Source organism: Janthinobacterium tructae, from assembly GCF_006517255.1.
Classification (GTDB): Bacteria; Pseudomonadota; Gammaproteobacteria; order Burkholderiales; family Burkholderiaceae_D; genus Janthinobacterium; species Janthinobacterium tructae.
Window position 1 is genome coordinate 5,808,507 of sequence record NZ_CP041185.1, and the last position, 22,397, is coordinate 5,830,903.

At 65.3% G+C, this 22,397-nt stretch carries 22 protein-coding genes; 8 read left to right on the forward strand and 14 right to left on the reverse strand.

Annotated features, from left to right (window positions below):
• Positions 1–102: 102 nt before the first annotated feature.
• From FJQ89_RS25555 to FJQ89_RS25570, 4 genes are all read right to left on the reverse strand, one after another.
• Positions 103–555, reverse strand: a complete 453-nt coding sequence (locus tag FJQ89_RS25555; protein WP_141172214.1) for a hypothetical protein — start codon at positions 553–555, stop codon at positions 103–105.
• A gap of 267 nt (positions 556–822) precedes the next feature.
• Positions 823–1,728, reverse strand: a complete 906-nt coding sequence (gene rsgA, locus FJQ89_RS25560) for a ribosome small subunit-dependent GTPase A (RefSeq protein ID WP_141172215.1) — start codon at positions 1,726–1,728, stop codon at positions 823–825.
• Positions 1,725–2,090: a 4a-hydroxytetrahydrobiopterin dehydratase gene (locus FJQ89_RS25565; protein ID WP_141172216.1), complete on the reverse strand. Its 366-nt coding sequence runs from the start codon at positions 2,088–2,090 to the stop codon at positions 1,725–1,727. Before FJQ89_RS25565 ends, rsgA begins: the two co-directional genes overlap by 4 nt.
• Positions 2,087–3,367: a M48 family metallopeptidase gene (locus tag FJQ89_RS25570; RefSeq protein WP_141172217.1), complete on the reverse strand. Its 1,281-nt coding sequence runs from the start codon at positions 3,365–3,367 to the stop codon at positions 2,087–2,089. The genes FJQ89_RS25565 and FJQ89_RS25570 overlap by 4 nt, the downstream gene beginning before the upstream one ends.
• 56 nt (positions 3,368–3,423) lie before the next feature.
• Between FJQ89_RS25570 and orn the strand changes: the two genes are divergently transcribed.
• Entirely contained in the window at positions 3,424–4,020 is a 597-nt protein-coding gene (gene orn / locus FJQ89_RS25575) for an oligoribonuclease (protein ID WP_205704533.1), read from the forward strand.
• A gap of 99 nt (positions 4,021–4,119) precedes the next feature.
• Here the strand turns inward: orn and FJQ89_RS25580 are convergent, their stop codons facing one another.
• Together FJQ89_RS25580 and gcvA are read right to left on the reverse strand one after the other, a co-directional pair.
• Positions 4,120–4,485 (reverse strand): hypothetical protein, encoded by a 366-nt coding sequence (locus FJQ89_RS25580; RefSeq protein ID WP_141172218.1) that lies wholly within the window; start codon positions 4,483–4,485, stop codon positions 4,120–4,122.
• Positions 4,482–5,426: a transcriptional regulator GcvA gene (gene gcvA, locus FJQ89_RS25585; RefSeq protein WP_071078774.1), complete on the reverse strand. Its 945-nt coding sequence runs from the start codon at positions 5,424–5,426 to the stop codon at positions 4,482–4,484. Before gcvA ends, FJQ89_RS25580 begins: the two co-directional genes overlap by 4 nt.
• Positions 5,427–5,743: 317 nt before the next feature.
• Between gcvA and FJQ89_RS25590 the strand changes: the two genes are divergently transcribed.
• The 5 genes from FJQ89_RS25590 to FJQ89_RS25610 all read left to right on the forward strand — a co-directional run bounded on the left by FJQ89_RS25590 (position 5,744) and on the right by FJQ89_RS25610 (position 10,719).
• Positions 5,744–6,643, forward strand: a complete 900-nt coding sequence (locus tag FJQ89_RS25590) for a DMT family transporter (RefSeq protein ID WP_141172219.1) — start codon at positions 5,744–5,746, stop codon at positions 6,641–6,643.
• A gap of 194 nt (positions 6,644–6,837) precedes the next feature.
• Positions 6,838–7,938 (forward strand): hemin-degrading factor, encoded by a 1,101-nt coding sequence (locus FJQ89_RS25595; protein ID WP_205704534.1) that lies wholly within the window; start codon positions 6,838–6,840, stop codon positions 7,936–7,938.
• Positions 7,926–8,873, forward strand: a complete 948-nt coding sequence (locus tag FJQ89_RS25600; RefSeq protein WP_141172220.1) for a heme/hemin ABC transporter substrate-binding protein — start codon at positions 7,926–7,928, stop codon at positions 8,871–8,873. Before FJQ89_RS25595 ends, FJQ89_RS25600 begins: the two co-directional genes overlap by 13 nt.
• Positions 8,870–9,922 (forward strand): FecCD family ABC transporter permease, encoded by a 1,053-nt coding sequence (locus FJQ89_RS25605; RefSeq protein WP_141172221.1) that lies wholly within the window; start codon positions 8,870–8,872, stop codon positions 9,920–9,922. Before FJQ89_RS25600 ends, FJQ89_RS25605 begins: the two co-directional genes overlap by 4 nt.
• Positions 9,923–9,930: 8 nt before the next feature.
• Positions 9,931–10,719 carry an ATP-binding cassette domain-containing protein gene (locus FJQ89_RS25610; RefSeq protein WP_141172222.1) on the forward strand — a complete coding sequence of 263 codons (789 nt, stop codon included), beginning with the start codon at positions 9,931–9,933 and terminating at the stop codon, positions 10,717–10,719.
• Between the two features lie 4 nt (positions 10,720–10,723).
• On the opposite strand, the gene FJQ89_RS25615 is transcribed toward FJQ89_RS25610, so the two are convergent.
• The 6 genes from FJQ89_RS25615 to FJQ89_RS25640 form a co-directional block, all read right to left on the reverse strand.
• Entirely contained in the window at positions 10,724–11,158 is a 435-nt protein-coding gene (locus FJQ89_RS25615; RefSeq protein WP_205704535.1) for a hypothetical protein, read from the reverse strand.
• On the reverse strand, positions 11,155–12,594 hold the full coding sequence (locus FJQ89_RS25620) for an efflux transporter outer membrane subunit (RefSeq protein ID WP_141172223.1): 1,440 nt from the start codon (positions 12,592–12,594) through the stop codon (positions 11,155–11,157). The genes FJQ89_RS25615 and FJQ89_RS25620 overlap by 4 nt, the downstream gene beginning before the upstream one ends.
• A complete protein-coding gene (locus tag FJQ89_RS25625) occupies positions 12,591–13,673 on the reverse strand; it encodes an HlyD family secretion protein (RefSeq protein WP_141172224.1) in 1,083 nt (360 codons plus the stop codon). The genes FJQ89_RS25620 and FJQ89_RS25625 overlap by 4 nt, the downstream gene beginning before the upstream one ends.
• 26 nt (positions 13,674–13,699) lie before the next feature.
• Positions 13,700–15,223, reverse strand: coding sequence for an MFS transporter (locus FJQ89_RS25630; RefSeq protein WP_141172225.1), 1,524 nt, complete (start codon positions 15,221–15,223; stop codon positions 13,700–13,702).
• A 117-nt stretch (positions 15,224–15,340) separates the two neighbouring features.
• Complete coding sequence (locus FJQ89_RS25635) at positions 15,341–16,261, reverse strand: LysR family transcriptional regulator (RefSeq protein WP_141172226.1); 921 nt, start codon at positions 16,259–16,261, stop codon at positions 15,341–15,343.
• A gap of 76 nt (positions 16,262–16,337) precedes the next feature.
• Complete coding sequence (locus FJQ89_RS25640; protein ID WP_141172227.1) at positions 16,338–17,036, reverse strand: UPF0149 family protein; 699 nt, start codon at positions 17,034–17,036, stop codon at positions 16,338–16,340.
• 103 nt (positions 17,037–17,139) lie between these two features.
• Between FJQ89_RS25640 and FJQ89_RS25645 the strand changes: the two genes are divergently transcribed.
• Together FJQ89_RS25645 and FJQ89_RS25650 are read left to right on the forward strand one after the other, a co-directional pair.
• Positions 17,140–18,153 (forward strand): serine/threonine protein kinase, encoded by a 1,014-nt coding sequence (locus FJQ89_RS25645; RefSeq protein ID WP_141172228.1) that lies wholly within the window; start codon positions 17,140–17,142, stop codon positions 18,151–18,153.
• A 191-nt stretch (positions 18,154–18,344) separates the two neighbouring features.
• Positions 18,345–20,780 carry a coiled-coil domain-containing protein gene (locus FJQ89_RS25650; RefSeq protein WP_141172229.1) on the forward strand — a complete coding sequence of 812 codons (2,436 nt, stop codon included), beginning with the start codon at positions 18,345–18,347 and terminating at the stop codon, positions 20,778–20,780.
• A 39-nt stretch (positions 20,781–20,819) separates the two neighbouring features.
• On the opposite strand, the gene FJQ89_RS25655 is transcribed toward FJQ89_RS25650, so the two are convergent.
• Together FJQ89_RS25655 and FJQ89_RS25660 are read right to left on the reverse strand one after the other, a co-directional pair.
• Positions 20,820–21,773, reverse strand: a complete 954-nt coding sequence (locus tag FJQ89_RS25655) for a hypothetical protein (protein WP_243136265.1) — start codon at positions 21,771–21,773, stop codon at positions 20,820–20,822.
• A 245-nt stretch (positions 21,774–22,018) separates the two neighbouring features.
• Positions 22,019–22,393 (reverse strand): hypothetical protein, encoded by a 375-nt coding sequence (locus FJQ89_RS25660; RefSeq protein WP_141172230.1) that lies wholly within the window; start codon positions 22,391–22,393, stop codon positions 22,019–22,021.
• Between the last annotated feature and the right edge of the window lie 4 nt (positions 22,394–22,397).

Consider the following 22,397-nt stretch of genomic DNA (forward strand, 5'->3'; position numbering starts at 1 on the left):
ATTCAGGGGAATTGTTCAGTGCGCCGGTCAGAATTATTCAACCGGCAAGGCGCCGCCGGCGGGGGCGATTTGCCCCCCGGCGTCCGATGCTGGACCCGGCGCTTAGCGCGACGCGAGGCGGATGCTGCTGCCAGCCGCAGTGCTGGCGCTGCGCATGTCGGCGGGCATGCGCAAGCCGGGCAGGAACTGGGCGTCGTCGATCACCACATGCGCGCCTTCATTGCTGAAGACGAAAGTGGCGCCCTTTTGGGTGACAAACTGGCCAGGGCCGGTAGGGTAGATTTCCACGCTGGCCTTTTCCTGCCATTCGCGCTCATCGATCAGGCGGCCAAAAAAATGCTTGTCCTGCTGGTGGACTTCCAGCCGTTGTCCATTCGACAGGCGGTATTGCTGTTCGATGTCGAAAGCTTGCTTTGCCGTGACCGGATAGTAGGCGCCAGGGGTCACGCGCACGCTGTCGGCGCTTTGCGGTGCGGCGGCGCTTTGCGCCTGGGCGGTGCCGCCAGCAAGGGCGAAGATGGCGGCGAGGAGGGGGAGTAAGCGTTTGGTATGCATGACATTCACCTTCGATCAGGATGACAGGATTGGTTAGAGTTAGATCGTGTGGTCGCTGGCGGGTTTCCGGCAGGGACTGGTGTCAAGTTAGCAAAGGCGCCTCACCATCGCCAGTGGCAGGCGATGGAAGGCAGGTTTGACGCGCTGAAATGCCGAAAACAGCGGATGAACGGTTTTGGGATTAAAGTCGGATGGCGGGCTCGGCTGCAAAATTAAATTTTGCCAGCCGAGCTTTTTTTATCGCTATCTTTGTTCTGCGGCGTGCGCTTAGTAGAGGGTCTGCGCCGATTCGTGCAGCAGCTGGCCATACAGGGTATGGCGCATCTTGGCGATCTTGCCTTCAGACAATGCTTGCAGGATGGCGCACTGCGGTTCGATCAGGTGGCGGCAGTTGTAGAACTTGCAGCCGCCCAGGTAGGGCTGGAATTCGCGGAAGGCCCGTTCCAGCATGCCTTCGGACAAGTGATACAGGCCGAATTCCTGGAAGCCGGGCGAATCGATGATGGAGCTGTTGGCACCCAGTTCATCGAGCTTGTACAGGCGCGTAAAGGTCGTCGTGTGCTTGCCCGTGTCGAGCGCGGCCGAGATTTCGCGCACGGCGATGTCCGCGTCCGGCACCAGCAGGTTGATCAGCGACGATTTGCCCATGCCCGACTGGCCGATCAGGATCGACGACTGGCCGGCCAGCAGCGGCGCCAGGGTGGCCACGGCGTGCTCCGGTGCGGCGCGCGCCGATACCTCATCGACGGGATAGCCCATCGAGGAATACGGCAGCAGGCGTTCGCGGGCGCGCTCCAGCGAGGCCGTCACGTCCGTTTTATTCAGGATGATGCGCGCCGCGATGCCGGCCGCGTCAGCCGCCACCAGCGAGCGCGAGATCAGGTCGTCGGCAAAGCCCGGTTCCGTCGCCACGACGATGAACAGCTGCGTCAGGTTGGCTGCCAGCAACTTCGATTTGTACTGGTCCGAGCGGTACAGCAGGGTCTTGCGTTCCTCGATGCGGTCGATGACGGCCTGGTCGTTGGAGGTGCGCGTCAGGTGCACGATGTCGCCCACGGCCACATTGGTCTTCTTGCCGCGCGTCACGCATTGCAGCTTGGCGCCATCCACGTCGGCCAGGTAGTGGCGGCCATGGGCGGCAATGATGATACCCGTCAACTTGCCTTCGCTCATGGGGCCACCTGGCTGCTCTGGTAGATGAGGTCGGCCTTGGCGGCGCAGATGAAGTCGTTTTCGGACAGGCCGCCGGCGCCCTGGTTGACCGAGTGCGTATCGTAGCGCACGGCGCAGGTTTTGTAAGTGATGATGAGCTCCGGATGGTGGTCTTGCGTATGGGTCATATAGGCCAGGGCGTTCACGAACGCCAGGGTCTGGTAGTAGTTCTTGAAGCCGAAGTCGCGGCACAGCTTGCCATTTTGCAGCGTCCACTGGGGCAGCAGGGCGTGCAGGGTGGCGATGTCCGTGTCGCCCAGCGCCTGCTGGCGTGGCGAGCAATTCAGTCGGGCCAGGTCTTGCGAAGTCGATGGCGTATTCATGTCGTAGCCCCTTTCAGGTGGCGGATGCGCACGCTGGCCGGCGGGTGCGAGTCGTAGAAGGCCGAGTGCAGCGGGTCGGGCGTCAGGGTCGACGCATTGTCTTCATACATTTTCACGAGCGCCGAGACCAGGTCGTCCGCCTGCGTGTGCGTGGCGGCAAAGGCATCGGCCTCGAATTCGTGCTTGCGCGAGCTGAGCGAGGTCAACGGTCCCAGCAGGAAAGTGAAGACGGGCAAGGCCAGCATGAACAGCAGCAGCGCCAGCGCATCCGTCGGCTGGCCCGTCAAGGCCAGTGCCACGGGATCGACACCCAGGCCCGCGTAAAACCACGGCTGCGTCTTCAGGAAGCCCAGCAGCGCCAGAAAGCCCAGCGAGATGACGAACATCATGGCGATGCGCTTGACGATGTGCTTGAGCTTGAAATGGCCCAGTTCATGCGCCAGCACGGCTTCGATTTCCTGCGGCGCCAGGCGCGACAGCAGGGTGTCGAAGAAGACGATGCGCTTGTTGGCGCCAAAACCCGAGAAATATGCATTGCCGTGGGCGCTGCGTTTCGAGCCATCCATCACGAACAAGCCTTTCGAGGCGAAACCCACGCGCTGCATCAAGCCTTCGATGCGGCTTTTCAAGGATTCGTCGGCCAGCGGCGTGAATTTGTTGAACAGCGGGGCAATAACTGTAGGAAACAGCACCATCATCAGCAACTGGAAGCCGCTCCAGACGAACCACGCGTACAGCCACCACAGGTCGCCCGACCTGGCCATCAGGGTCAGCACGACCCAGATCAGCGGCAGGCCGATGGCCGCGCCCAGGCCCACTCCCTTGAGCATGTCCGTGAAGAACAGCTTGCGTGCCATGGTGTTGAAGCCGAAACGTTGTTCCAGCACGAATTGGCGGTAGTAATCGAAGGGCAGGTCGATCAGGCCGGAAATGACGGCAAAGGCGGCGATCAGGCCGATCTGGTACAGCATGGGCGAACCCGCTCCCATCGATTCATTCAGGGACAGCGCCAGCCATTGCAAGCCGCCCAGCAAGGTGAAACCGATCAGCACGGCGTAGTTGACCAGCAAGGTCAGCAAGCCGAACTTGGTTTTCGCCACCGTGTAGTCGGCCGCCTTCTGGTGCGCGGCCAGCGGGATCTTTTCCGCAAATTCGGGCGGCACCGCAGCGCGGTGGGCCAGCACGTGGCGAATCTGCCGCGAAGCGAGCCAGAAGCGCACGGCGAGGGTCAAAACGAGGACGGATACAAACAAAATCGAAAACGCGAGTGAATACATTCTGTGCCTGTGAGAAAATGGCTGATTATTTAGTTTGATTAGGCCAAGAGAGAATTATGTCACAAGCGACCGACTTAGCTGCATCCACCCCTGCACCCGTTGTCCCGGCACGTCCGAACGAGATGAACCTGGTCTGGGTCGACATGGAAATGACGGGCCTGGAGCCCGATACCGACCGCATCATCGAAGTGGCGGTGGTGGTGACGGACATGCACTTGAACCTGCTGGCCGAAGGCCCCGTGTTCGTGATCCACCAGTCGGATGAAACGCTGAACAAGATGGATGCCTGGAACAAGGGCACGCACGGCCGCTCGGGCCTGATCGACAAGGTGAAAGCGTCGACCGTGACGGAAGCGCAGGCGGAAGCGGAACTGATCGCGTTCCTGAAGAAATACGTACCGGCAGGCAAGTCGCCCATGTGTGGCAACACCATCGGCCAGGACCGCCGCTTCATGGTGCGCGGCATGCCGAAGCTGGAAGCGTTCTTCCACTATCGCAATGTGGACGTGTCGACATTGAAAGAGCTGTGCAAGCGCTGGAAGCCGGAAATCGCCACCGGTTTCAAGAAACACCAGAAGCACACGGCGCTGGCCGATATTCTCGAGTCGATCGAAGAATTGAAGTATTACCGTGAGCATTTTATTAAACTGTAGTGGTGTTGTCGGCTTACGGGTGTTGTCGGCTTACGCGCTGCGCGCTTAAGCCGACCTACGCCGACCTACGAGCCGTTACCGCCGCTGGCGTAGGTCGGCTTAGCGCCCTGGCGCGTAAGCCGACACATCCGCCGCCTCAAAGACAAGGCTGTGCCAGGCGCCATCCTCATCCTGCCACTCCAGCGCAAACGCTCCCGTTTGCCGCAAAGCCGTGATCCAGCGCACTTCTCCAGGCGGGCGGAAATATGCCGCACACTGCCCGAACGGCTGGCCCAGCCGGCACAGCACCAATCCTTCCCCGGCCACAGCGCACCACTGTTCATCGGCATCGATTAAGGCCACGGCCGGATCACCATAGAATTCGCCCAGGCTGGCCTGCCGGCCATCGGCCGCCGTCACCGTGGCTTGTTCATATTCATGCTGGACAATATATGTGGCGCTGCGCGCCAGTTCCCTGTTCGTCATGCGCTCTCCACGGTGGGCCAGACGGTTTCCTGGTCGGCGCGCGCCTCGGCGATCAGCCATTCGCAGAATGCATGCACGAGGGGACGCGTTTCCGCCTGGGGCGAGCGCAGCAGATAATAGCAGTGGGGACCGCGCACGGCGTGTTCGAAAACGCGCACCAGGCGGCCCGAGCGCAGGTCGTCGCCGATCAGGGGGCTGGCGGCGATGGCCACGCCCTGACCGCTGGCGGCCGCGTCCAGGCATAAATATGTGTGCGAAAAGCGCGCGCCGCTGTTGCCGCTATTGCCGCTGTAATGCACGCCGCAGCTGTGCAGCCAGCGCGTCCAGTCGATTTCGCCGGGCAGGTGCACTTCCGGCTCGTCGTGCAGCAGCGGGTAGCGCAGCAGGTCGGCGGGCTGGCGCAGGCTGGCCGCGTTGGCGCGAAAGCCGGGGCTGCAGACGGCGGAAAACCATTCTTCCATCAATAAATCGACTTTGAGGCCCGGATAGCGGCCCGGTCCCAGGCGGATGGCCACGTCCACGCCATCGCGCGCCAGGTCGACCGGGTGCATCGAGGCCAGCACGCGCAGCTCGATCTGCGGATAGCGGTCGCGCAGCCTGCCCAGGCGCGGCATCAGCCAGCGCGAGACGAGCGAGCTGGTGGCCGTCACCGTCACCACCTTGTCATCGCCCTGGCGCCGCGCCTGCTCGGAGACGTCGGCCAGCTGGTTGAGGATGGGGCCCAGCGAGGCCGCATAGCGCTGGCCGGCGCTGGTGAGCACCACGCCGCGCGGCAGGCGCTGGAACAGCACCACGCCGAGCCACGCTTCCAGCTGTTTTACGTGGTGGCCGATGGCGCCGGCCGAGACGTGCAATTCTTCGCCCGCGCGCTGGAAGCCTTCATGGCGGGCGGCCGCCTCGAAGGCGTGCAGGGCGGCGAGCGGGGGCAAGGGACGGGACATGGCACTCTTCTAGAGAATTGAGCCTCAGTAATATTTGGCCTATCCGTGAAGAATATTGGTTTGTTTCATTTTGCGCAAGCGAATATGATGCCGTCACTGCGTGAAGTGACCCGCAATAAGATTCACGCATGCATTTCACGTACGCGTCACCTTCCAGCCTTGCTTGGCATTAATATTTACAACGCCTGGGAAAACCGTCGCGAGCGGCAGTGATTTGTGGCTGAGAAGCGCAACCGTACTTCAGTACGGTGAGCATCGCCGGCCGCAAAGCGCGACGCGCAGCAGGTTTACCCTGGCGTACTCAAAGAGGTTTAGTCATGTCTGATCGCCGCGCTGTTGCGCTGGTGTTGCTGTCGGCCGCCGGTTTCGGCAGTTCCGCAGTGTTTGCCAAGGCGGCCTATGCGTCCGGGGTCAACCCGTCGACCATGCTGGCCTTGCGTTTCGTCATTGCCGCCATGCTGTTGCTGCCGCTCGTGTGGCTCGGTGGCTGGCGCTTGCCGCGCGGCCGCCTGCTGGCCGGCTACATGCTGATGGGCCTGATGTACACGGCCCAGTCGCAAGGCTATTTCAATGCCCTCATGTATGCCAGCAGCGGCCTGTGCGGCATGCTGCTGTACGTGTATCCCGTGCTGGTGACGATCCTGGCGCTGGCGCTGGGCTGGGAAAAGCTGGACCGGCGCATGCTGGTGCTGATGGCGCTGGCCATTGCCGGCATGGCCATTACCCTGGGCGGCAAGCTGCAGGGCCAGCCCATCGGCATCGCGCTGGCATTGATGGCCGCCGGCGTGTACGCCGTGTACATCCTGTTTGGCAACAGCCTGTCGAAAAGCCGCGAGAATATTCACCCATTGGCCGCCTGTGTGGTGATCCTGGGCACGGCTGGCCTGTCGAATACTGCGATTGCCCTGTGGCAAGGCGTGGCCTTGCCGGGCACGCCGACGGGCTGGCTGGCCGTCAGCGCCATTGCCCTGTTCTCGACGGCCATCGCGATTGCCGCCTTTTTTGCCGGCGTGGCGCAAATCGGCGCGGCCAAGGCATCCATTATTTCCACGTTTGAACCCGTCATCACGATGGCGTTCGGCGTGACCATGCTGAAAGAATCCGTCAGCGGCACGCAATTGCTGGGCGGCGCCATGGTGCTGGCCGCCGTCGTCTTGCTGGCGCAGCGTCCCGCGCCCAAGGCGGCGGCCATGCCGGGCGTGCAGGCCAGCGCCTGATCCTGTTTTCCTGAACTGATCGGCTGTATCGATCGGTCTCCTTTGCGCCGCGACGGGTTTCCTGTCGCGGCGCTTTTTTTTTGCACATAAAGTCTTGATTGCGAATGATTCTCATTTATAATTGACTTCAAGATTCCCCCACCACCAGCCAGCCCTCCGCATGCCAGCCAGTGTTCGCCTTGAAAGGAGACACCGTGTCGAGCACGTTCCCCATTTGCAATACCGAACTGGTCGCCAGCGAATTTGCCCGCCTGCGCCGCGAAAAGAAAGCCCGCCACCGCGACATCGCCGAGGAACTGGGCATAGCCGAAGGCGAGCTGATCGCCGCGCATGCGGGCCTGTCGCTGGCCGATGGCGCCTTGCTGGGCGCCGTGCGCCTGCAGGCGGACTGGCCCGCCATCATCGCCGCGCTGGAACCGCTGGGCGAAGTCATGGCGCTGACGCGCAACGCCTCGTGCGTGCATGAAAAGACGGGCGTCTACCGCAAGGCCAGCCACAACAACCATGTGGGCCTGGTGCTCGGTGGCGACATCGACTTGCGCGTGTTTTACCGCCACTGGGCGCATGGCTTTGCCGTACGCGAGGTGAACGAGGGCGAAAACGCGGTGCAGCGCAGCCTGCAATTCTTCGATGCGGCCGGCCATGCCGTGCACAAGATTTTCCTCAAGCCGCAAAGCGACCTGGCCGCCTACGACGCCTTGGTGACGCATTTTGCCGATGCGAACCAGGCGGCCGGCATTGCCGTGACGGCGCCGGCGGCGCCGCCGGCCGAATTGCCCGACGCGCAGATCGACGTGGCCGGCTTTCGCGCCGCCTGGGCCGATTTGCGCGACACGCATGAATTTTTCACCGTACTGAAAAAATATGCGGTCTCGCGCCTGCAAGGCCTGCGCCTGGCCGAGCCGCGCTTCGTGCAGCAGCTCGACAAATCCTGCGTGCTGGACCTGCTCAATAGCGCCGCCCTCGAAAAAGTCTCCATCATGGCTTTCGTCGGCAATGCCGGCATGATCCAGATCCATTCGGGGCCCGTGCACAAGATCGCCGTGATGGGGCCGTGGATCAATGTCCTCGACACGCGCTTCAACCTGCATTTGCGCGAAGACCATATCGCCAGCGCCTGGGTGGTCAGAAAACCCACCGTCGATGGCCTGGTGACGTCGGTGGAACTGTTCGACGCCAGGGGCGACACCATCGTCATGTTCTTCGGTGAACGCAAGCCGGGCGTGCATGAATTGTGCGAATGGCGCCATATCGTCGACAGAGTGGCGCAGGAGGGCGAACTATGCGCCGCATGATCGCCGCCAGCGTGGCGCGCCGCATCGCGCTGAAAAAAATGGGGGCGGGAGCACTGGCCCTGGCCACGCCGATGCAGGTGCTGGCCGCCGTGTCCGACGCGGGCAAACCTGTGGTCAAAGCGCGGCGCATCGTCAGCGTCGGCGGCGCCCTGACGGAGATCGTCTACGCGCTCGGGGCGCAGGGCGAACTGGTGGGCGTCGATACCACGTCGCTTTATCCGGCCGTGGCGCAACAGCTGCCGCAAGTGGGCTATGCGCGCACCCTGTCGGCCGAGGGTGTGCTGTCGCTTGCGCCAACGCAGCTGATCGCCACCGAGGAGGCGGGGCCGCAAGCGGTGCTGCGCCAGGTGCGCGACGCGGGCGTGCCGGTGGCGGTGCTGAACGCGAATAACCAGTTCGAAGGCTTGCTCGAACGGGTGAAACAGGTGGGCCGGATAACGGGCCGTGCCGATTCCGCCGCGCGCCTGGCGCAAGCCTTGCAGCAGCAGTGGGACGGCGCCCTGGGCAAGGTGCGCCAGCGCAGCCCATCACCGGTACAATCAGCCGTGCGCGTGCTGTTCATCCTCGCCCATGCGCCGAACCAGGTGATGGTGGGCGGGCGCCAGACGGGCGCCGACGCCATGCTCGCGTATGCGGGCGCCGTCAACGTGATGGGCGGCCAGGGCGGCCTGGGTGGATTCGCCGGCTACAAGCCCCTTACGCCGGAAGCCGTGATCGCCGCGCGGCCCGATATCGTGCTCGTCACGGATCAGGGCTTGAAAGCCTCGGGCGGCGTGGATGGCATCTTGAAACTGCCAGGCCTGGCGCAGACGCCGGCCGGGCGCAAGCACCGCATCGTCTCGCTGGAAGCCATGCTGCTGCTGGGATTTGGCCCGCGCATGCCGCAGGCGCTGGCCGAACTGGACGCCGCCTTCGCCAAAGCCATGACAGCATGAACATGGCCACCCTGGCATCTGTCGCTCCGTGGCGCTGGCCACGCTGGGGCGCTGGCGGGCTGCTGGCCGCCGCACTGGCTTGCGGCTTGCTCGTCGCCGTGCAGGCGGGTGCCGTGCCGGTGACACTGGCCGACTGGCTGGCCCCTTGGCAAGCGGGCGACGATGCGCTGTCCGGTGGCGCTTACGTGCTGTGGCATATCCGCCTGCCGCGCGCCCTGTTCGCCATGCTGATCGGCGCCGCGCTGGCGCTGGCAGGCGGCTTGACGCAAGGGCTGTTTCGCAATCCGCTGGCCGACCCGGGGCTGCTGGGCGTAAGCAGCGGCGCCGCCTGCGCGGGCGCGGCCACCATCGTCTTCGCCGCCAGCCTGCACGTGGCGCCCGAGCTGCGCGTGTGGCTGCTGCCGGGGGCCGCGTTTGCCGGCGCCATGCTCATTTGCGTGCTGCTCGACCGCGTTGCCCGCTGGGCCACGCCAGGCTCCATTGTCGGCCTGCTGCTGACGGGCGTGGCGCTCAATGCCATTACGGTGGCTGTCATGGGCCTGTGCATCTACCTGGCCAGCGACGACCAATTACGCACCCTGACTTTCTGGACCCTCGGCTCGCTGTCGGCCGGCAGCTGGCGCCAGGTGGCGGCTTTGCTGCTGGTGCTGGCCGGCGCGCTGTGGGCCACGCGCTTCCTGATGCGCTCACTCAATGCGCTGGCGCTGGGCGAGGCGCAGGCGCTGCATGTGGGCATCGATGTGGGCCGGCTGCGCACGCAGGTGATCGTGCTGGTGGCCGTGCTGACGGGTTTTGCCGTCGCCTGGTGCGGCGGCATCGGCTTCATCGGCCTGATCGCGCCGCACCTGGTGCGCACCTGGCTGGGGGCCGACCAGCGCCGCGTGCTTCCGCTGGGCATGCTGATGGGCGGCTTGCTGCTGCTGTTGGCCGACACCCTGGCGCGCACGGTCGCCATTCCCGCGGAAGTCCCCGTCGGTATTTTCACGGCCTTGCTGGGCGGGCCATTTTTCCTGATGCTGTTGCGGCGCTTCCGCCACGCCAGCGCCTAGAGGTGAACATGACGTCCCTGCTGGAACTCTCCTTCGCCACCACCCAACTGGGCCAGCAGTATTTTGGCCCCTTCAATGTGCGGGTGGCGCCCGGCGAGCGCATCGCCATCCTCGGCCCCAGCGGCGCGGGCAAGTCGACCTTGTTGAAACTGATGGCGCGCGAACTGCAGCCGCAGGCGGGACAGGTGATATTCGCGGGCCGGCCGCTGGCGCAGTGGCCGCTGGCCGACCTGGCCCTGCGCCGCGCCGTCCTGCCGCAAGGCTCGAACGTGGCTTTTGGATTGCAGTGCGAGCTGGTGATCGGCCTGGGGCGGGTGGCGCGCCTGCTTGACCCATCGCTGGAGCGTATCGTGCAGGACGCGGCCGCCCTGGCGCACGCCGCGCATCTGCTGGGCCGCCGCCTGGACACCCTGTCCGGCGGCGAGCAGGCCAGGGTGCAGCTGGCGCGCATTTTCGCGCAGATGTGGGATGTCGACAATGGCTTGATACTCGTCGACGAACCGCTGGCGGCGCTCGATCCCGGCCTGCAGTTCGATCTGCTCGATAGCCTGCAGCAGTTTTGCGCCGCGCGCGGCCACGCCGTCGTCGCCATCCTGCACGACATCAATCACGCCTTGCTGGGTTTTGAGCGGCTGCTGCTGGTGCGCTCAGGCCAGCTGGTCGCCGATATCGCCAGCGATGCCGGCGCCGTGCCCGCCCTGGCCGCGCTGTACGGCATCGCCCTGACGACGGCGACCAGCAGCGATGGCGACGTGTGCGTCATCCCTGCCAGGAGCGCGGTGCGCAGGGCCGCCTAAATTACTACCACACGTCCGCCGCGCGCGGCCGCGCCATCTGGCCGCTACCGAGCAGCCAGACCATCAGGGCCTCGGCCTGTTCGCGCGTGGCCGCCACCTCCTGCACGATGCCGAACGCCTTCATGGCGCCGGCCGCCATCGCCTGCAGGCGCGCGCGCTGCTCCGCGTCCGCCTCGACCGACACGAGGCCACGGCAAAGGGCGGCCAGCGCCACCTTGTTATGCTTGAGCCACAGGCCGCGGCGCTTGCGGTCGATGTGCGCTTCATTGCTGCGTTCCTCTTTGAACAGCAGGACGAACGGTGCGCCGTGGCGCAGCAGGGCGTCCATGTCGTTTTCCCATAGCGGGGCATAGCCGGTGACGGCCGTTTCAGCGCGAAAGCGCACGATGGGAAAGTCGCTGACGTCGTGGATGGAGAAATGTGCGGGATTCGGTTTCATGGCCTGCTTCCTTGCGATGTGCTTGTAAATGCTTGCCAGCCGCCGCCCAGCGCCTTGTAGACCTGGACCAGCGACAGCGCAGCGGTGGCGCGGCTGTCGACCAGCGCCGCTTCGTTGTTCAATAAGGTGTTTTGCACATGCAGTACGTTGAGAAGGTCCGTGCCTCCCTGGCGGTACTGCAGTTCCGCGCTGCCCAGCGCGCGCCGTCCCTGCTTGACGGCTTCATCGAGGCTGGCCTGGCGGCGGGCGTTGGCCTGGTAGCCAGACAGTGCATCTTCCACTTCGTGCCAGGCGGCCAGCACCGTCTGGCGGTAGGCGATGGCCGCTTCCTGCTGCTGCGCCTCGCGCAATTGCAAGTTGCCGCGCAGGCGGCCGCCATCGAACAGGGGCACGCTGAAGCCGGGGCCGAAGGCGAAGCGTTTGGCGTCCCAGCCGATATCGGACAGCTGCATCGCCTGCAGGCCGACGCTGCCCGAGAGCGTGATGCGTGGATAAAAATCGCCTTGCGCCACGCCGATGGCGGCCGTGGCCGCGTGCAGCTGCGCTTCGGCGCGGCGGATGTCGGGACGCCGCCCGGCCAGGCTGCTCGGCACGCCCAGCTGCACCTGCATGGTCATGGCGGGAATGTCCTTGCCCGCCGCCAGTTCCTCCTGCAGGGACTGCGGCGGCAGCGCCAGCAGGAGGGCTAGGGCATTGCCCAGGCGCGCTTCGCGCTGCTGCAGCGGCGGCAGGCGCGCTTCGATGGTAGCCACGTGGGCCGCCGCCTCCGCCTCGTCGAGTTGCGTCGCCGCGCCTTCGCGCAGGCGGATGCGCGTCAGGTTCAAGGTATGGCGGGCGATATCGAGCAGTTGCTGCGTGATGGCCAGCGTCTGCTGCGCGCCGCGCAGCTCGATGTAGTCGCGCGCCGTTTCGGCCAGGACGGCCAGCAGCACGCCATGCTGCGTTTCCACGGCCACCTCGACGCGCGCGTCAGCCGCTTCCACTTCGCGCCGCACGCGGCCCCACAGGTCCAGTTCCCAGGCCGCATCGAGGTTGCCTTGCCACAGGTTGTAGGCGGACTGGCCGTTGTTGCGCGACGGGTCGCTCAAGCCCTGCTCGCTGTTGCGCGCGCGGCTGTAGCTGCCATTCGCACCCAGGGACGGGCCTTGCGCGGCGCCGATGACTCCGCGCGCGGCGCGGCTCTGTTCCAGCCGGCTGCTGGCCGCCAGCACGTCGAGGTTGGCGCCGGCGGCGCGCTGCAGCAGGGCGGACAAAGTCGCGTCGCCAAAGCTGTCCCACCAGCGCTGTTCGATGGCGCCATCCTGCTGCGCGGCGAAACGGGCGTCCTGCGCCTGGCGCCATTGCAGTCCCAGATTATGGTGCGGGCGCTGGAAGTCGCTGCCGACGCTGCCGCAGCCGGCCAGGCCCAGGGCCGTGATGAGTATCAATGCTTTCATCGTGCGCTCACCTGTTGCAGCTGTTGGCGGCGCATGGCCGTATCGATGCGCACTTCGGCCGACATGCCCACGCGCAGGCGGGTGCCCCGGTCCCGGTCGCCATCCTGGCCCGGTTCGAGCGCGATCCTGACGGGGATGCGCTGCACCACCTTGGTGAAGTTGCCAGTGGCGTTTTCCGGCGCGATGGCGGCAAACGTCACGCCCGTGGCGGGCGCGATGCTGTGCACTGTACCGTGCAGGAGTACGCCCGGATAGGCGTCGACGGCGATGCTGGCGCGCTGGCCCTGGCGCACGTGGGTCAGCTGGGTTTCCTGCAGGTTGGCGATGACGAAACTGCGGTTCAGGGGCACCACGGCCATCAGGCTGGCGCCAGGCGCCACCAGGGCGCCGACGCGCACGGCGCGGCGTCCCACGATGCCGTCGATGGGGGCGCGCAGCTGCGTATGCGACAGATCCAGTTCGGCCCGTTGCAGGCTGGCGCGGGCGCGCAGCAGGGACGCTTCGGCCGCGCCTTGCTGCGCCTGCAAAATGTCCGTCTGCTTGCGGGTGGAGACCAGGGCGGCGCGGTTTTGCGCCAGGCGCGCGCGGCTCACGTCGAAGCGCGATTGCGCCTGCTGCGCGTTCTGCACGCTGCCTGCGCCCTGGCCGGCCAGGTGCTGCGAGCGGGCCAGCTCCTGCTGCGCCAGTTTGTCTTCCGCCTGGTTGGCGTCGACCAGGGTCGTGGCTTGCTCGATCACCGATTGCTGGCGCTGCAAGGTAGCGCGGGCATTCGCCAGCTGCGCTTCGGCGCCGGCTACCTCGGCGCGGGCCGAGGCGGCGGCGGCCTGATAATCGCGGTCGTCGATGCGCGCCAGCAGATCACCCGCCTTGACAGTCTGGTTGTCTTCCACCAGCACGTCTCGCACGATGCCACCGACCTTGGGGGAGAGCACGGTGTAGTCGGCACTGACAAAGGCGTCGTCGGTACTTTGTTCGTCGCCACGGGCGAACAGCAGTTGCCAGGCGCAAAAGGCGAGGGCACAGGCCAGCAGGGCCAGGCCGAGAAGAAAGGCGCGCGAGCGCAGTATGGGTTTTTGCATGGTGAAGCTCTTTCGTGAAGTAAAAGTCAGGCGGCGCGCGGCGGATAGACGCGCGTCGGCAGGATGGGAATGATCACAATCATGGCCAGCGCGATGGCGGCCACGGTGAGGTACAGGTCGGACGAGGTCAGGGTGACGACTTGCGCGTGCATGCGCTGCGCCAATCTTTCCATGTCCACGCCGGCCGGCAGGTTGCCCAGGCGCTCACTGAGCACCGTCGAATGAAAATGGTTGCGGCGCGTGATCAGCGCATCGAGCACGCCGGTGGCGACGACGGCCGACATGCCCTTGATGGTGTTGAACCAGGCCGAGGCGAAAGGGCCATCCTGCGGCGCCAGGCCCGTGGTGGCCAGCAGCAGCAAGGGAATCACGGCCATCGGTTGTGCAAAGATCTGCACCGCCTGCAGCAGGTAGAAATGCGTGCGGATCCAGTCCGGCGACATGCGCGCACCCAGCATGCAGGACAGTGCCAGCAGGGCCAGGCCGATGGCCAGTACCCAGCGGCAGTCGACGGCGCGCAGATTGCACAGGGCTGCCACCAGAGGCAGGGCGATCAGCTGCGGCAGCGCCACCATCAGCATCACGGGCGCCGTTTGCAGCGGGCGGTAGGCATGCACCTGCGCCAGGTAGGACGAGGGAATCAGGATCACGGCCAGCAGCACGAACAGCACGCCGCCCAGGGTCAGCAGGGCGTGGCTGAGGTTACGCCGCGACAGCAGCTGCAGCTTGAAAAACGGCAGCGGATGCGACCATTCGTTGATGAAGAACAGCACCAGCAGCAAAAGACCTCCGCCCAGCAGCACGCAGATCAGCGGCGAGGCGAACCACGCCAGGCGCTCGCCCTGCAGCATGCCGATGACCAGCATGCTGATGGCGGGCAGTCCAAGCAGCAGGCCGCGCCAGTCGAACTGGCGCAAGCGATCGAGGCGCAGCGGGTCTTGCGGCAGGCCCCAGGACACCATCAGCAGGGCGACGATGCTGCCCGGGACGACTTGCCAGAAGGCCCATTGCCAGCCCAGGTACTCGGTCCAGAAGGCGGCCAGCGGCGTGCCCAGGCTGGGGCCGAAGGTGGCGCTCAGCGCATAGCCGCCCAGGCCATACAACTTGATGTTCGGCGGCAGGAAGCGCAGCGCCACCGTCATCAGCATGGGCGGCAGGGCGCCGCCTGCCGCGCCCTGCACCACGCGCAGCAGCATCAGCACGGACAGGTTTGGCGCGAACGGGCATAGCAGACCTGCGGCCATGCAGACGATGATGGCGGTGGCCGTCAGGCGGCGCAGCGAAAAGGTGACGGAACACCACGGCGCAAACGCCATGGCCGACACCGAGGCGGCCGCATACAGGGCCACGAGCCAGCTGGCGTCGTCGCGCGCGATGCCCATGGCGCCGCGGATGTCGGCCAGCGCGACCTTGGTGATATTTTCATTCAGGCCCGACACCAGTACGGCCAGCAGCACGCCGGCCAGGCCCGTGGCCAGGCGCAGGCCGAAGGCGGGAGGGGCGGGTGGCGCGGCCGCGGGGGCGGCGCCGGGAAGCGGTACAGCAGACACAGGGAACTCCGTGGATGAGGATCAGTCCACGCAGTATAGGTAGTGCTAAATATGATGAAAATTGATCATTGATGAAGTCTGAATTGCGTCAGACGCAATGATGGTGGGGATCCGACCCTAAGCTTCTGGTGGCGTGCCGCCGCACAGCTCCTTGATCATGCGCCGCAGCCAGCGGTGCGCATGGTCGTGGTCGAGGCGCGGGTGCCAGGCCTGGAGTACCTCCACGCTGTCGACGGGAATCGGCAGCTGGAAGGTGCGCAACTTCAAGCCCAGCCGCTCGACGATGGGCAGCAGGGGCGTGGGCATCAGCGGCAGCAGCAGGCGCGAATCGGCCACGGCGAAAATGGCGGACTGGAAGTTGGGGCTGATCAGCGAGACGCGGCGCGTGTAGCCCCGCTCGGCCAGTATGGTGTCGAACGGGCCGCGCGCCAGGCCGCGCCGCGAGACGCTGATATGTTCGTACTCGGTAAAGCTGTCGAGGGTGATGGGGCCGTCGAAGATCGGGTGGTCGCTGCGGGCGATGCCGACAAAGCCGCTGCTAAACAGCTGCTGCAGCTTGATGTCGGGCGCAAAGGCGCGCCGCGCGCTGATGTACAGGTCGATGCGGCCCGCATGCAGGGCGTCGTTTTCCGTGGCGCCATCGCCTTCGGGCACGAAGCGCAGCACCGTGTGCGGCGCGTGCACGGCCAGCAGGTCGCGCAGCTTGCCGCCATACGCGCCAACGAATACGTCGTTGGCGCACAGGCTGAACGTGCGTTCCAGCGTGCGCAAGTCGACTTCGCGGCCGGACGTGAAGATGGCGTGCGCCTGCTCCACCACGCCACGCACCTGCTCGCGCAATTCCAGCGCGCGCGGAGTGGGCGCCAGGCCGCGCCCGGAGCGCACGAAGACGGGGTCGCCGATGGCGTCGCGGATGCGCGCCAGGGTGCGGCTCATGGCCGGGGCGCTCAGATGCATGCGCCGCGCGGCGGCCACGGCGCTGCCTTCCTCGAGCAGGATATCGAGGGCAACGAGCAGGTTCAGGTCGGGGAGTTTCATGCGGCGATTATAGCCCGGGGGCCAGCGCCAGCGCTGCGCCGGCAGGACGCCGGCGCAGAGGGATGCTACTGCGATGTTACTCGGCTGCCGGTTCGGCGCCGCAGCATTTCTTGAACTTCTTGCCGCTGCCGCAAGGGCAGTCGTCGTTGCGGCCCACTTTCGGCTCTTCGCGCTTCATGGTTTGCACCGGTGCCTTGCGGCGCGGTACCCAGAAACGGTGGATGGCCGGCAGGTTCGCTTCCAGTTCCTGCGCCAGCTTGTGCGCCTTGACCGGGTCTTCCACCAGCTTCAGTTCTTCTTCCTTGATTTCGTCGGCGCCCAGCAGGTAGATCGGCTGCATCAGCTCGGCCACTTCGGAGTCCCAGATTTCATTCCACGAGCCAGGACGCAGTTCCATGCCGTCCCAGAAGCCCCAGCACCAGGCTTCGGCGTCGATCAGGGTCTGGCCTTCGTAGTCGTGCTCGACGAACAGGGCTTCGAATTCCTTCGGCGCCACTTCAAACGTCACCAGCACTTCGTTCATGAAGCGCATGATCAGGTTGACGATGCGTTCTTCTTCCTTGCTGTTCTTGAATTTCGGTGCATCTTCGGCATCTTCGCCCCAGACGCGCGGCAACCACTCGGCTGGCATGATCGGTTCCGGGCCGATGGCGACGGCCGTCAGATAGCCGTGCAGCATATCCATGGTCATCGCGTCTTCGGAGCAGCGCTCCGACAACAGGAATTGGTCTAATTCGTCGAATTCTTTTTCTGATAATGGCTGTTCGAGTGACATGGCTTGCTCTTTGATGAAATGTAAGGCGCCAGTATACGCTTTGCTGCGGCTTGCCGCCGAAGTGTTTGCACCGGCGGCCCGCGCGCGCCTTACAATGTCGCTTATGCACAATGAAAACCAGCCGCACGAGGACGACCGGCCCGTCCATCCCTTTTCCGCCCTGAGCCCCGATTGCGTGCTCGACGCGCTCGACAGCGTGGGCTTGCGCGGCGATGGCCGCCTGCTGGCCCTGAACAGCTACGAAAACCGCGTCTACCAGGTGGGCATCGAAGACAGCGCCCCCCTGGTGGCCAAGTTTTACCGCCCCGCGCGCTGGAGCGACACGGCCATCCTGGAAGAGCACGCGTTCGTGTCCGAGCTGGTCGAGCGCGAAATCCAGGTGGTGCCGGCGCTGGAGATCAACGGCAGCACCCTGCACCAGTACCAGGGCTTCCGCTTTGCCGTCTTCCCCCGCCACGGCGGCCGCGCGCCCGAGCTGGATGATCCGGCCACCCTGGAATGGATAGGGCGCTTCATCGGCCGCATCCACGCCGTCGGTGGGCTGTCCACCTACCAGGAGCGGCCGGCGCTCGATCATCAGACGTTCGGTGTCGAGCCGCGCGAGTTCTTGCTGGAAGGCAATTTCCTGCCGCCCGAACTGCTGGCCGCGTATTCCAGCGTGGCGCAGCAGGCGCTCGATGGCGTCAAGCGCTGCTATGACCGCGCGGGCGACGTGGCCGTGCTGCGCACGCATGGCGATTGCCATGGCGGCAACGTGCTGTGGACGGACGCCGGCCCCCATTTCGTCGATTTCGACGATAGCCGCATGGGTCCGGCCATCCAGGACCTGTGGATGATGCTGTCGGGCGAGCGCAGCGACCAGGTGCGCCAGATGAGCGACATCCTGGCCGGCTACGAAGATTTTTGCGATTTTGACCCGCGCCAGCTGTACCTGGTCGAAGCGCTGCGCACCCTGCGTCTGATCCATTATTCGGCCTGGCTGGCGCGCCGCTGGGACGACCCCGCCTTCCCCGTCGCCTTCCCGTGGTTTAACACGCAGCGCTATTGGCAGGACCGCATCCTGGAATTGCGCGAGCAGGTGGCCCTGATGGATGAAGCTCCCCTATGGCCAATTTAAGCGCGCGATAAAACGCCCATGGCGGCGTTGCATTGCCCTGAGCATTTTCTCGGACGCTTAAATCCCTGCCAAATCTCGAAAAGAGCGGTAAAACAGGCTCTTCTTGCGGCGCTGATTTGAGTATGCCTGTTCGATAATGGTGGTAATAAATTCCTATAAGCAATGGAATTCACCCGAATAAGCGAGAAATCATGCAAGCACAGCAAAATCAGCGCCAGGCCGCCTCCCTCACCGTCGCGTACTGCGCCGACGACGAGTTCGACCAGGACAGCATGGTCTCGCTGCATGATTTCAAGGACCTGGAGCGCAAGGCTGATGCGCCTGTCCCTGCCGCGCCGTCCACCCCCATGTCCGAGTCGCAAGCCGAGCCGGCAGCCGAAACTGATGGCAAGGCGCCTGCCGCCGAACGCCAGAAAATGGAATTAAAAGCCATCCACGAGGCGATTGCCCGCGTGGAAGCGGAAGCGAAGGCCACCTGCGCCGCCGAGAGCCGCGCGCTGGCCGAGGCGCGCGTGCGCTCGCTGGCCGAGGACCGCGCCGCCATCGACGCGGCCGCCGCCGCCGCCGCACAGCAAAATGCGCAGGCAGCCGAAGAAGCGATTGCCGCCAACCGCGAACGTCTCGATACCATGCGCGCCGCCGCGCAAGCCAGCGTGGCCCGCCTGGAAGCGGTCAAGCAGGAGACGGCCGAACTGCGCGCGCGCGTGGAGTCCGACAATGCCATCCGCCTGGCTGCCGAACAGCGTTCGCGCGCGGAACAGGAAAGCCGCTTGCGCGCCTGCGAGCAAGTGGCGGTGCAGTCGGAACTGGCCGAACAGGCCGCCCGCGCCGCCGAAGAATTGCAGGTGCAGACGGAGCAGGCGCGCCTGCAAGCCGTCGAGCGCGTCGCCGCCGTGCAGGCGGCCAAGGAAGAAATGGTGGGCATCGCCTCGGCCGACGCCAGAGTCGCCGTGCTGGCGCGTGAACGCGAGCGCCATGCGCACGGTGCGCGCCAGACGGCGCAGATGCTGGCCGAAGCGGAAAGCGAAGCGCTGGACTTGACGGTGCAGCGCGAGCGCGCCGACCAGATCGCGCTGGAATCGGCCTTCAACCGCGCCGCCGCCGAAGTGCGCGCCCTGGAAGAAGCGCGCGCGCTGGCGCACCTGGAGCAGGAACGCGAAGCCATCGCCCTGGCGCAGGCGGAATCGGAACGCCATGCGGCGCAGTCCCTGCGTTTGCGCCTGCAGACGGAAAAAGAATTGCGTGACGCGGCCATCCACCGCGAGCGCCTGGAAATGGTCGCCGTCGCCAGCGCGCAGGCGCGCCGCGATGCCGACGTGCGCATCCTGGCCGCCACCGAGGCGCGCATCGAGGTGGACCGCCAGCTGCGCGCCGTGGCGCTGGCCCGCGTAGCGGCCGAACAGGATGCGGAAATCGCCGGCCACGCCAAGCTGGAAGCGGAAACGGCCGCACTGGAACAGACCAAGGCGCGCGAAGCGGCCGAGCAGGCAGCCGCCGTGGCAGCGGCGCGTGAACTGGAAGAGCAGCAGCACGCCGCCAGCCTGGCGCAGGAACGCGCCGAACTGGCGCGCCAGGCATCGGAACTGGCCGCCAGCCAGAATGACGCCGAGCAGGCCGCGGTCGATGCCGGCAAGGCGACGTTGGCTGCGCAGGCGCAGGTGTCGCAACTGGCGCAGGAAAAAGCCCGGCAGGCGGAGCGCCTGCTGCAAGCCGAGCAGGAACGCCTGGCCGCAGAACAAGCCGCCCTGGCCGCCTTGAAAGAAAAACTCGAAGCGGAAGCGCTGGCGTGTAACGCGGCGCAGGAACGCATCGCCGCAGAAGACGCGCAAGCCGAACTGCTGCGCGGCCAGCACGCGGCCGAACAGGCCTTGCGGGAAGCGGCGCAAAAGGAAGCCGACGCCATTCGCATCCTGATGGACCAGGCGCTGGTCGAAGGCGAGCAGAAAGCGGCTGCCGCGCAAGCCGTGCAGGCGCAGGCGCGCCTGGCCGTGGAACTGGGACAAGTGCATAGCGAGCGTGCCCGCGTGGAAGAAGACAAGGCGCAAGCGGCCGACGCGCTGCTGGCGTCCGAGCGCGATTTCGTCGCTGCCGAACGCGAGTCGCTGGCCTTGATCGCGCAAAAACTGGTGCAGCAACGCCAGACCAGCAGCGCCGAAGAGCGCGCTTCGCAAGCCATCGCCGGCCGTCTGGAGGCGGAAAAGCAGGCGACGGCGGCCGCTGAAACGCGCGCCGCCATGGAACAGCAGGCGCTCGACGCCATGCGCCAGCGCGAGCAGCTGGAACGGGTCGCACAGCAGGCCGCCAGCGAGAAACTCGCCGCGCAGCAAGCCTTGCTGGCCAGCGCCCAGGCGCATGCGGCCCTGCAGCGCAAGGCCGCCGAGACCACGCGCGCGATGGCCGCCGCCAGGCAGCAATTGCTGGAACAGGACACGGCGCGCGCGCAGCAGCAAGAGCGTGAACTGGCCGCCCTGCGCGCCAGCCTGGAGCAGCCGCAAACGGTCTTTTCCAGCTCGCTGACCGCCGCCCGCGCTAAAGCCGAACAAGTCAGCTCGGCCAGTTTGACGCGTGAAGTGATCGAACGCTTGACGCAGCCGAATGAAGCTGGCGCCGTCTGGCGCTCACGTTAACAGAATTCGAAACCAGTCCCAGCGGGACTGGTTTCGTCATCAAAACTTCCGTCCCACCCCCACCAGAATCAAATCGGCATCGCGGTGATAATCGGTGACGACCCGGTTCCACGCCACTTGCGCCACCCAGCGGCGGTCGAGGTGGTAGCGGGCTGTGGCCGATAGCAAGCCTGTCAGGCGCGTGCCGTGGCCCTGGGTGTCGCGCCCGTCCCACGCCAGGTAGGGGCCGCCGCCCATGCCGAATTCCACCTTTTCATTGAGTGAACGGATCAGCCACAGCTGGGCGGCCACGCCGCGCCGGTGCGCCAGGTCGGCATCGCCTTCATCGAGGGCGGTGACCGTCCAGTCCACGTATTTTCCCGCCGCGCGCCGGTATTCCAGGGTGAACGGGCGCGCGCTTTCCGAGCGCAAGCTGTTGACGATGGTGTGGCCCGTCGAGAGTGTCAATGTGTCGTCGTGGGCCCAGTTCTGCAAGTGCAGCTTGGCGCCCGGCACGCCGTCATAGCGGTAGCCGGCGCCGATCATCAGGTGCGTGGTATTGTCCTTGCCGCTGGGGCGGATGCGGTTGATTTGCGCTTGCGCATACCAGCGATTGTCGAATTGCCAGCGCGCCTGCAGGCTGACGATGGAGCCCCAGCCATGGTCATTGTCGAAGTTGTGCAGGCCGTCGTCGGTCCTGGCCGTGTCGAAGAAGAAGTAGCGACCCACGCCGGCGCCCAGCATCAGGCCCTGCTCCACTTTTTTCGTGCGCAGCCAGAACTGGCCCGCCATGCCGTCGCGGTGATGGTCTTCGGGGTGGCCTTCGTTGATATACGACAGGCTGACGGCGTTGTAGTGTCCCACCGGCTGCGTGTAGCTGACGGCGGCCACAAAGGTGCGCTCATTGGTCGAACTGACTTTCAGGGCGCCGGCCATGCCGGAGATATCCTGTGCCTGGACGGAGAGGGGAAGCGAGACGGCCAGCAAGGCCAGGACAGGGTGGCAGATGCGCATGACATTTCCGGTGATGATGCAGGCTGAAGGTTGGCTGGCTGGGCATCATGCGAAGGCACAATCACCACGCACATTTACTACATTAGTAAAATGTCTCAGTCAGAACTAATTGCCCTAGTGTATAAGAAAGTGAGAATGTGTGAGGCGCGCCAATGATGCGGCGGGAGGGGAGGCGCCGGCCTGGACGGGCTGGCCGGCGCGATGTTGCTGGAGCTACTGGAATTGCGGTCGTATTACTGTCTCTATTACTGGCTCAAGACGACTTTGTCGGCAAAATATTCCGTCTCGCCGAAGCATTGCGTCGGCACCCCCTTGTGCTGGCTGTAGGTGACGAGGATGCGCTTGCCGGCGGCAGCCGTCAGTTGCTTCGCCACTTCTTCATTGCGCACGCTGAACTGGAATTTTTCCGGGATGGTGCCCGGCAGCGCCGTCAGCAGCAATTCACCCTCCCATGTCTTGCAGATCCAGCCCCGCTTGGAGAACTTTTGCAGGTAGCCCGCACGTTCGCCTTCCGAGTACGAGAAGCTGAGAGCCATCCACGTGTAGGCGGCCAGCAGCAGGAAGCCGGCCACGAGGAAGATGACGAAGGCGAAGGTGACTTTTTTGGTCGTAGGGGTCATGTTA

Excerpts from the sequence above, each read along its gene's own strand:
- FJQ89_RS25650 (WP_141172229.1), top strand. The coding sequence starts at position 18,345 with ATGCAAGCACAGCAAAATCAGCGCCAGGCCGCCTCCCTCACCGTCGCG.
- FJQ89_RS25615 (WP_205704535.1), bottom strand. The coding sequence starts at position 11,158 with ATGAAACCGAATCCCGCACATTTCTCCATCCACGACGTCAGCGACTTT.
- rsgA (WP_141172215.1), bottom strand. The coding sequence starts at position 1,728 with ATGAGCGAAGGCAAGTTGACGGGTATCATCATTGCCGCCCATGGCCGC.
- gcvA (WP_071078774.1), bottom strand. The coding sequence starts at position 5,426 with ATGTCCCGTCCCTTGCCCCCGCTCGCCGCCCTGCACGCCTTCGAGGCG.
- FJQ89_RS25655 (WP_243136265.1), bottom strand. The coding sequence starts at position 21,773 with ATGCGCATCTGCCACCCTGTCCTGGCCTTGCTGGCCGTCTCGCTTCCC.
- FJQ89_RS25640 (WP_141172227.1), bottom strand. The coding sequence starts at position 17,036 with ATGTCACTCGAACAGCCATTATCAGAAAAAGAATTCGACGAATTAGAC.
- FJQ89_RS25620 (WP_141172223.1), bottom strand. The coding sequence starts at position 12,594 with ATGAAAGCATTGATACTCATCACGGCCCTGGGCCTGGCCGGCTGCGGC.
- FJQ89_RS25565 (WP_141172216.1), bottom strand. The coding sequence starts at position 2,090 with ATGAATACGCCATCGACTTCGCAAGACCTGGCCCGACTGAATTGCTCG.
- FJQ89_RS25635 (WP_141172226.1), bottom strand. The coding sequence starts at position 16,261 with ATGAAACTCCCCGACCTGAACCTGCTCGTTGCCCTCGATATCCTGCTC.
- FJQ89_RS25590 (WP_141172219.1), top strand. The coding sequence starts at position 5,744 with ATGTCTGATCGCCGCGCTGTTGCGCTGGTGTTGCTGTCGGCCGCCGGT.
- orn (WP_205704533.1), top strand. The coding sequence starts at position 3,424 with ATGTCACAAGCGACCGACTTAGCTGCATCCACCCCTGCACCCGTTGTC.
- FJQ89_RS25660 (WP_141172230.1), bottom strand. The coding sequence starts at position 22,393 with ATGACCCCTACGACCAAAAAAGTCACCTTCGCCTTCGTCATCTTCCTC.
- FJQ89_RS25600 (WP_141172220.1), top strand. The coding sequence starts at position 7,926 with ATGCGCCGCATGATCGCCGCCAGCGTGGCGCGCCGCATCGCGCTGAAA.
- FJQ89_RS25645 (WP_141172228.1), top strand. The coding sequence starts at position 17,140 with ATGCACAATGAAAACCAGCCGCACGAGGACGACCGGCCCGTCCATCCC.
- FJQ89_RS25605 (WP_141172221.1), top strand. The coding sequence starts at position 8,870 with ATGAACATGGCCACCCTGGCATCTGTCGCTCCGTGGCGCTGGCCACGC.
- FJQ89_RS25555 (WP_141172214.1), bottom strand. The coding sequence starts at position 555 with ATGCATACCAAACGCTTACTCCCCCTCCTCGCCGCCATCTTCGCCCTT.
- FJQ89_RS25570 (WP_141172217.1), bottom strand. The coding sequence starts at position 3,367 with ATGTATTCACTCGCGTTTTCGATTTTGTTTGTATCCGTCCTCGTTTTG.
- FJQ89_RS25580 (WP_141172218.1), bottom strand. The coding sequence starts at position 4,485 with ATGACGAACAGGGAACTGGCGCGCAGCGCCACATATATTGTCCAGCAT.
- FJQ89_RS25610 (WP_141172222.1), top strand. The coding sequence starts at position 9,931 with ATGACGTCCCTGCTGGAACTCTCCTTCGCCACCACCCAACTGGGCCAG.
- FJQ89_RS25625 (WP_141172224.1), bottom strand. The coding sequence starts at position 13,673 with ATGCAAAAACCCATACTGCGCTCGCGCGCCTTTCTTCTCGGCCTGGCC.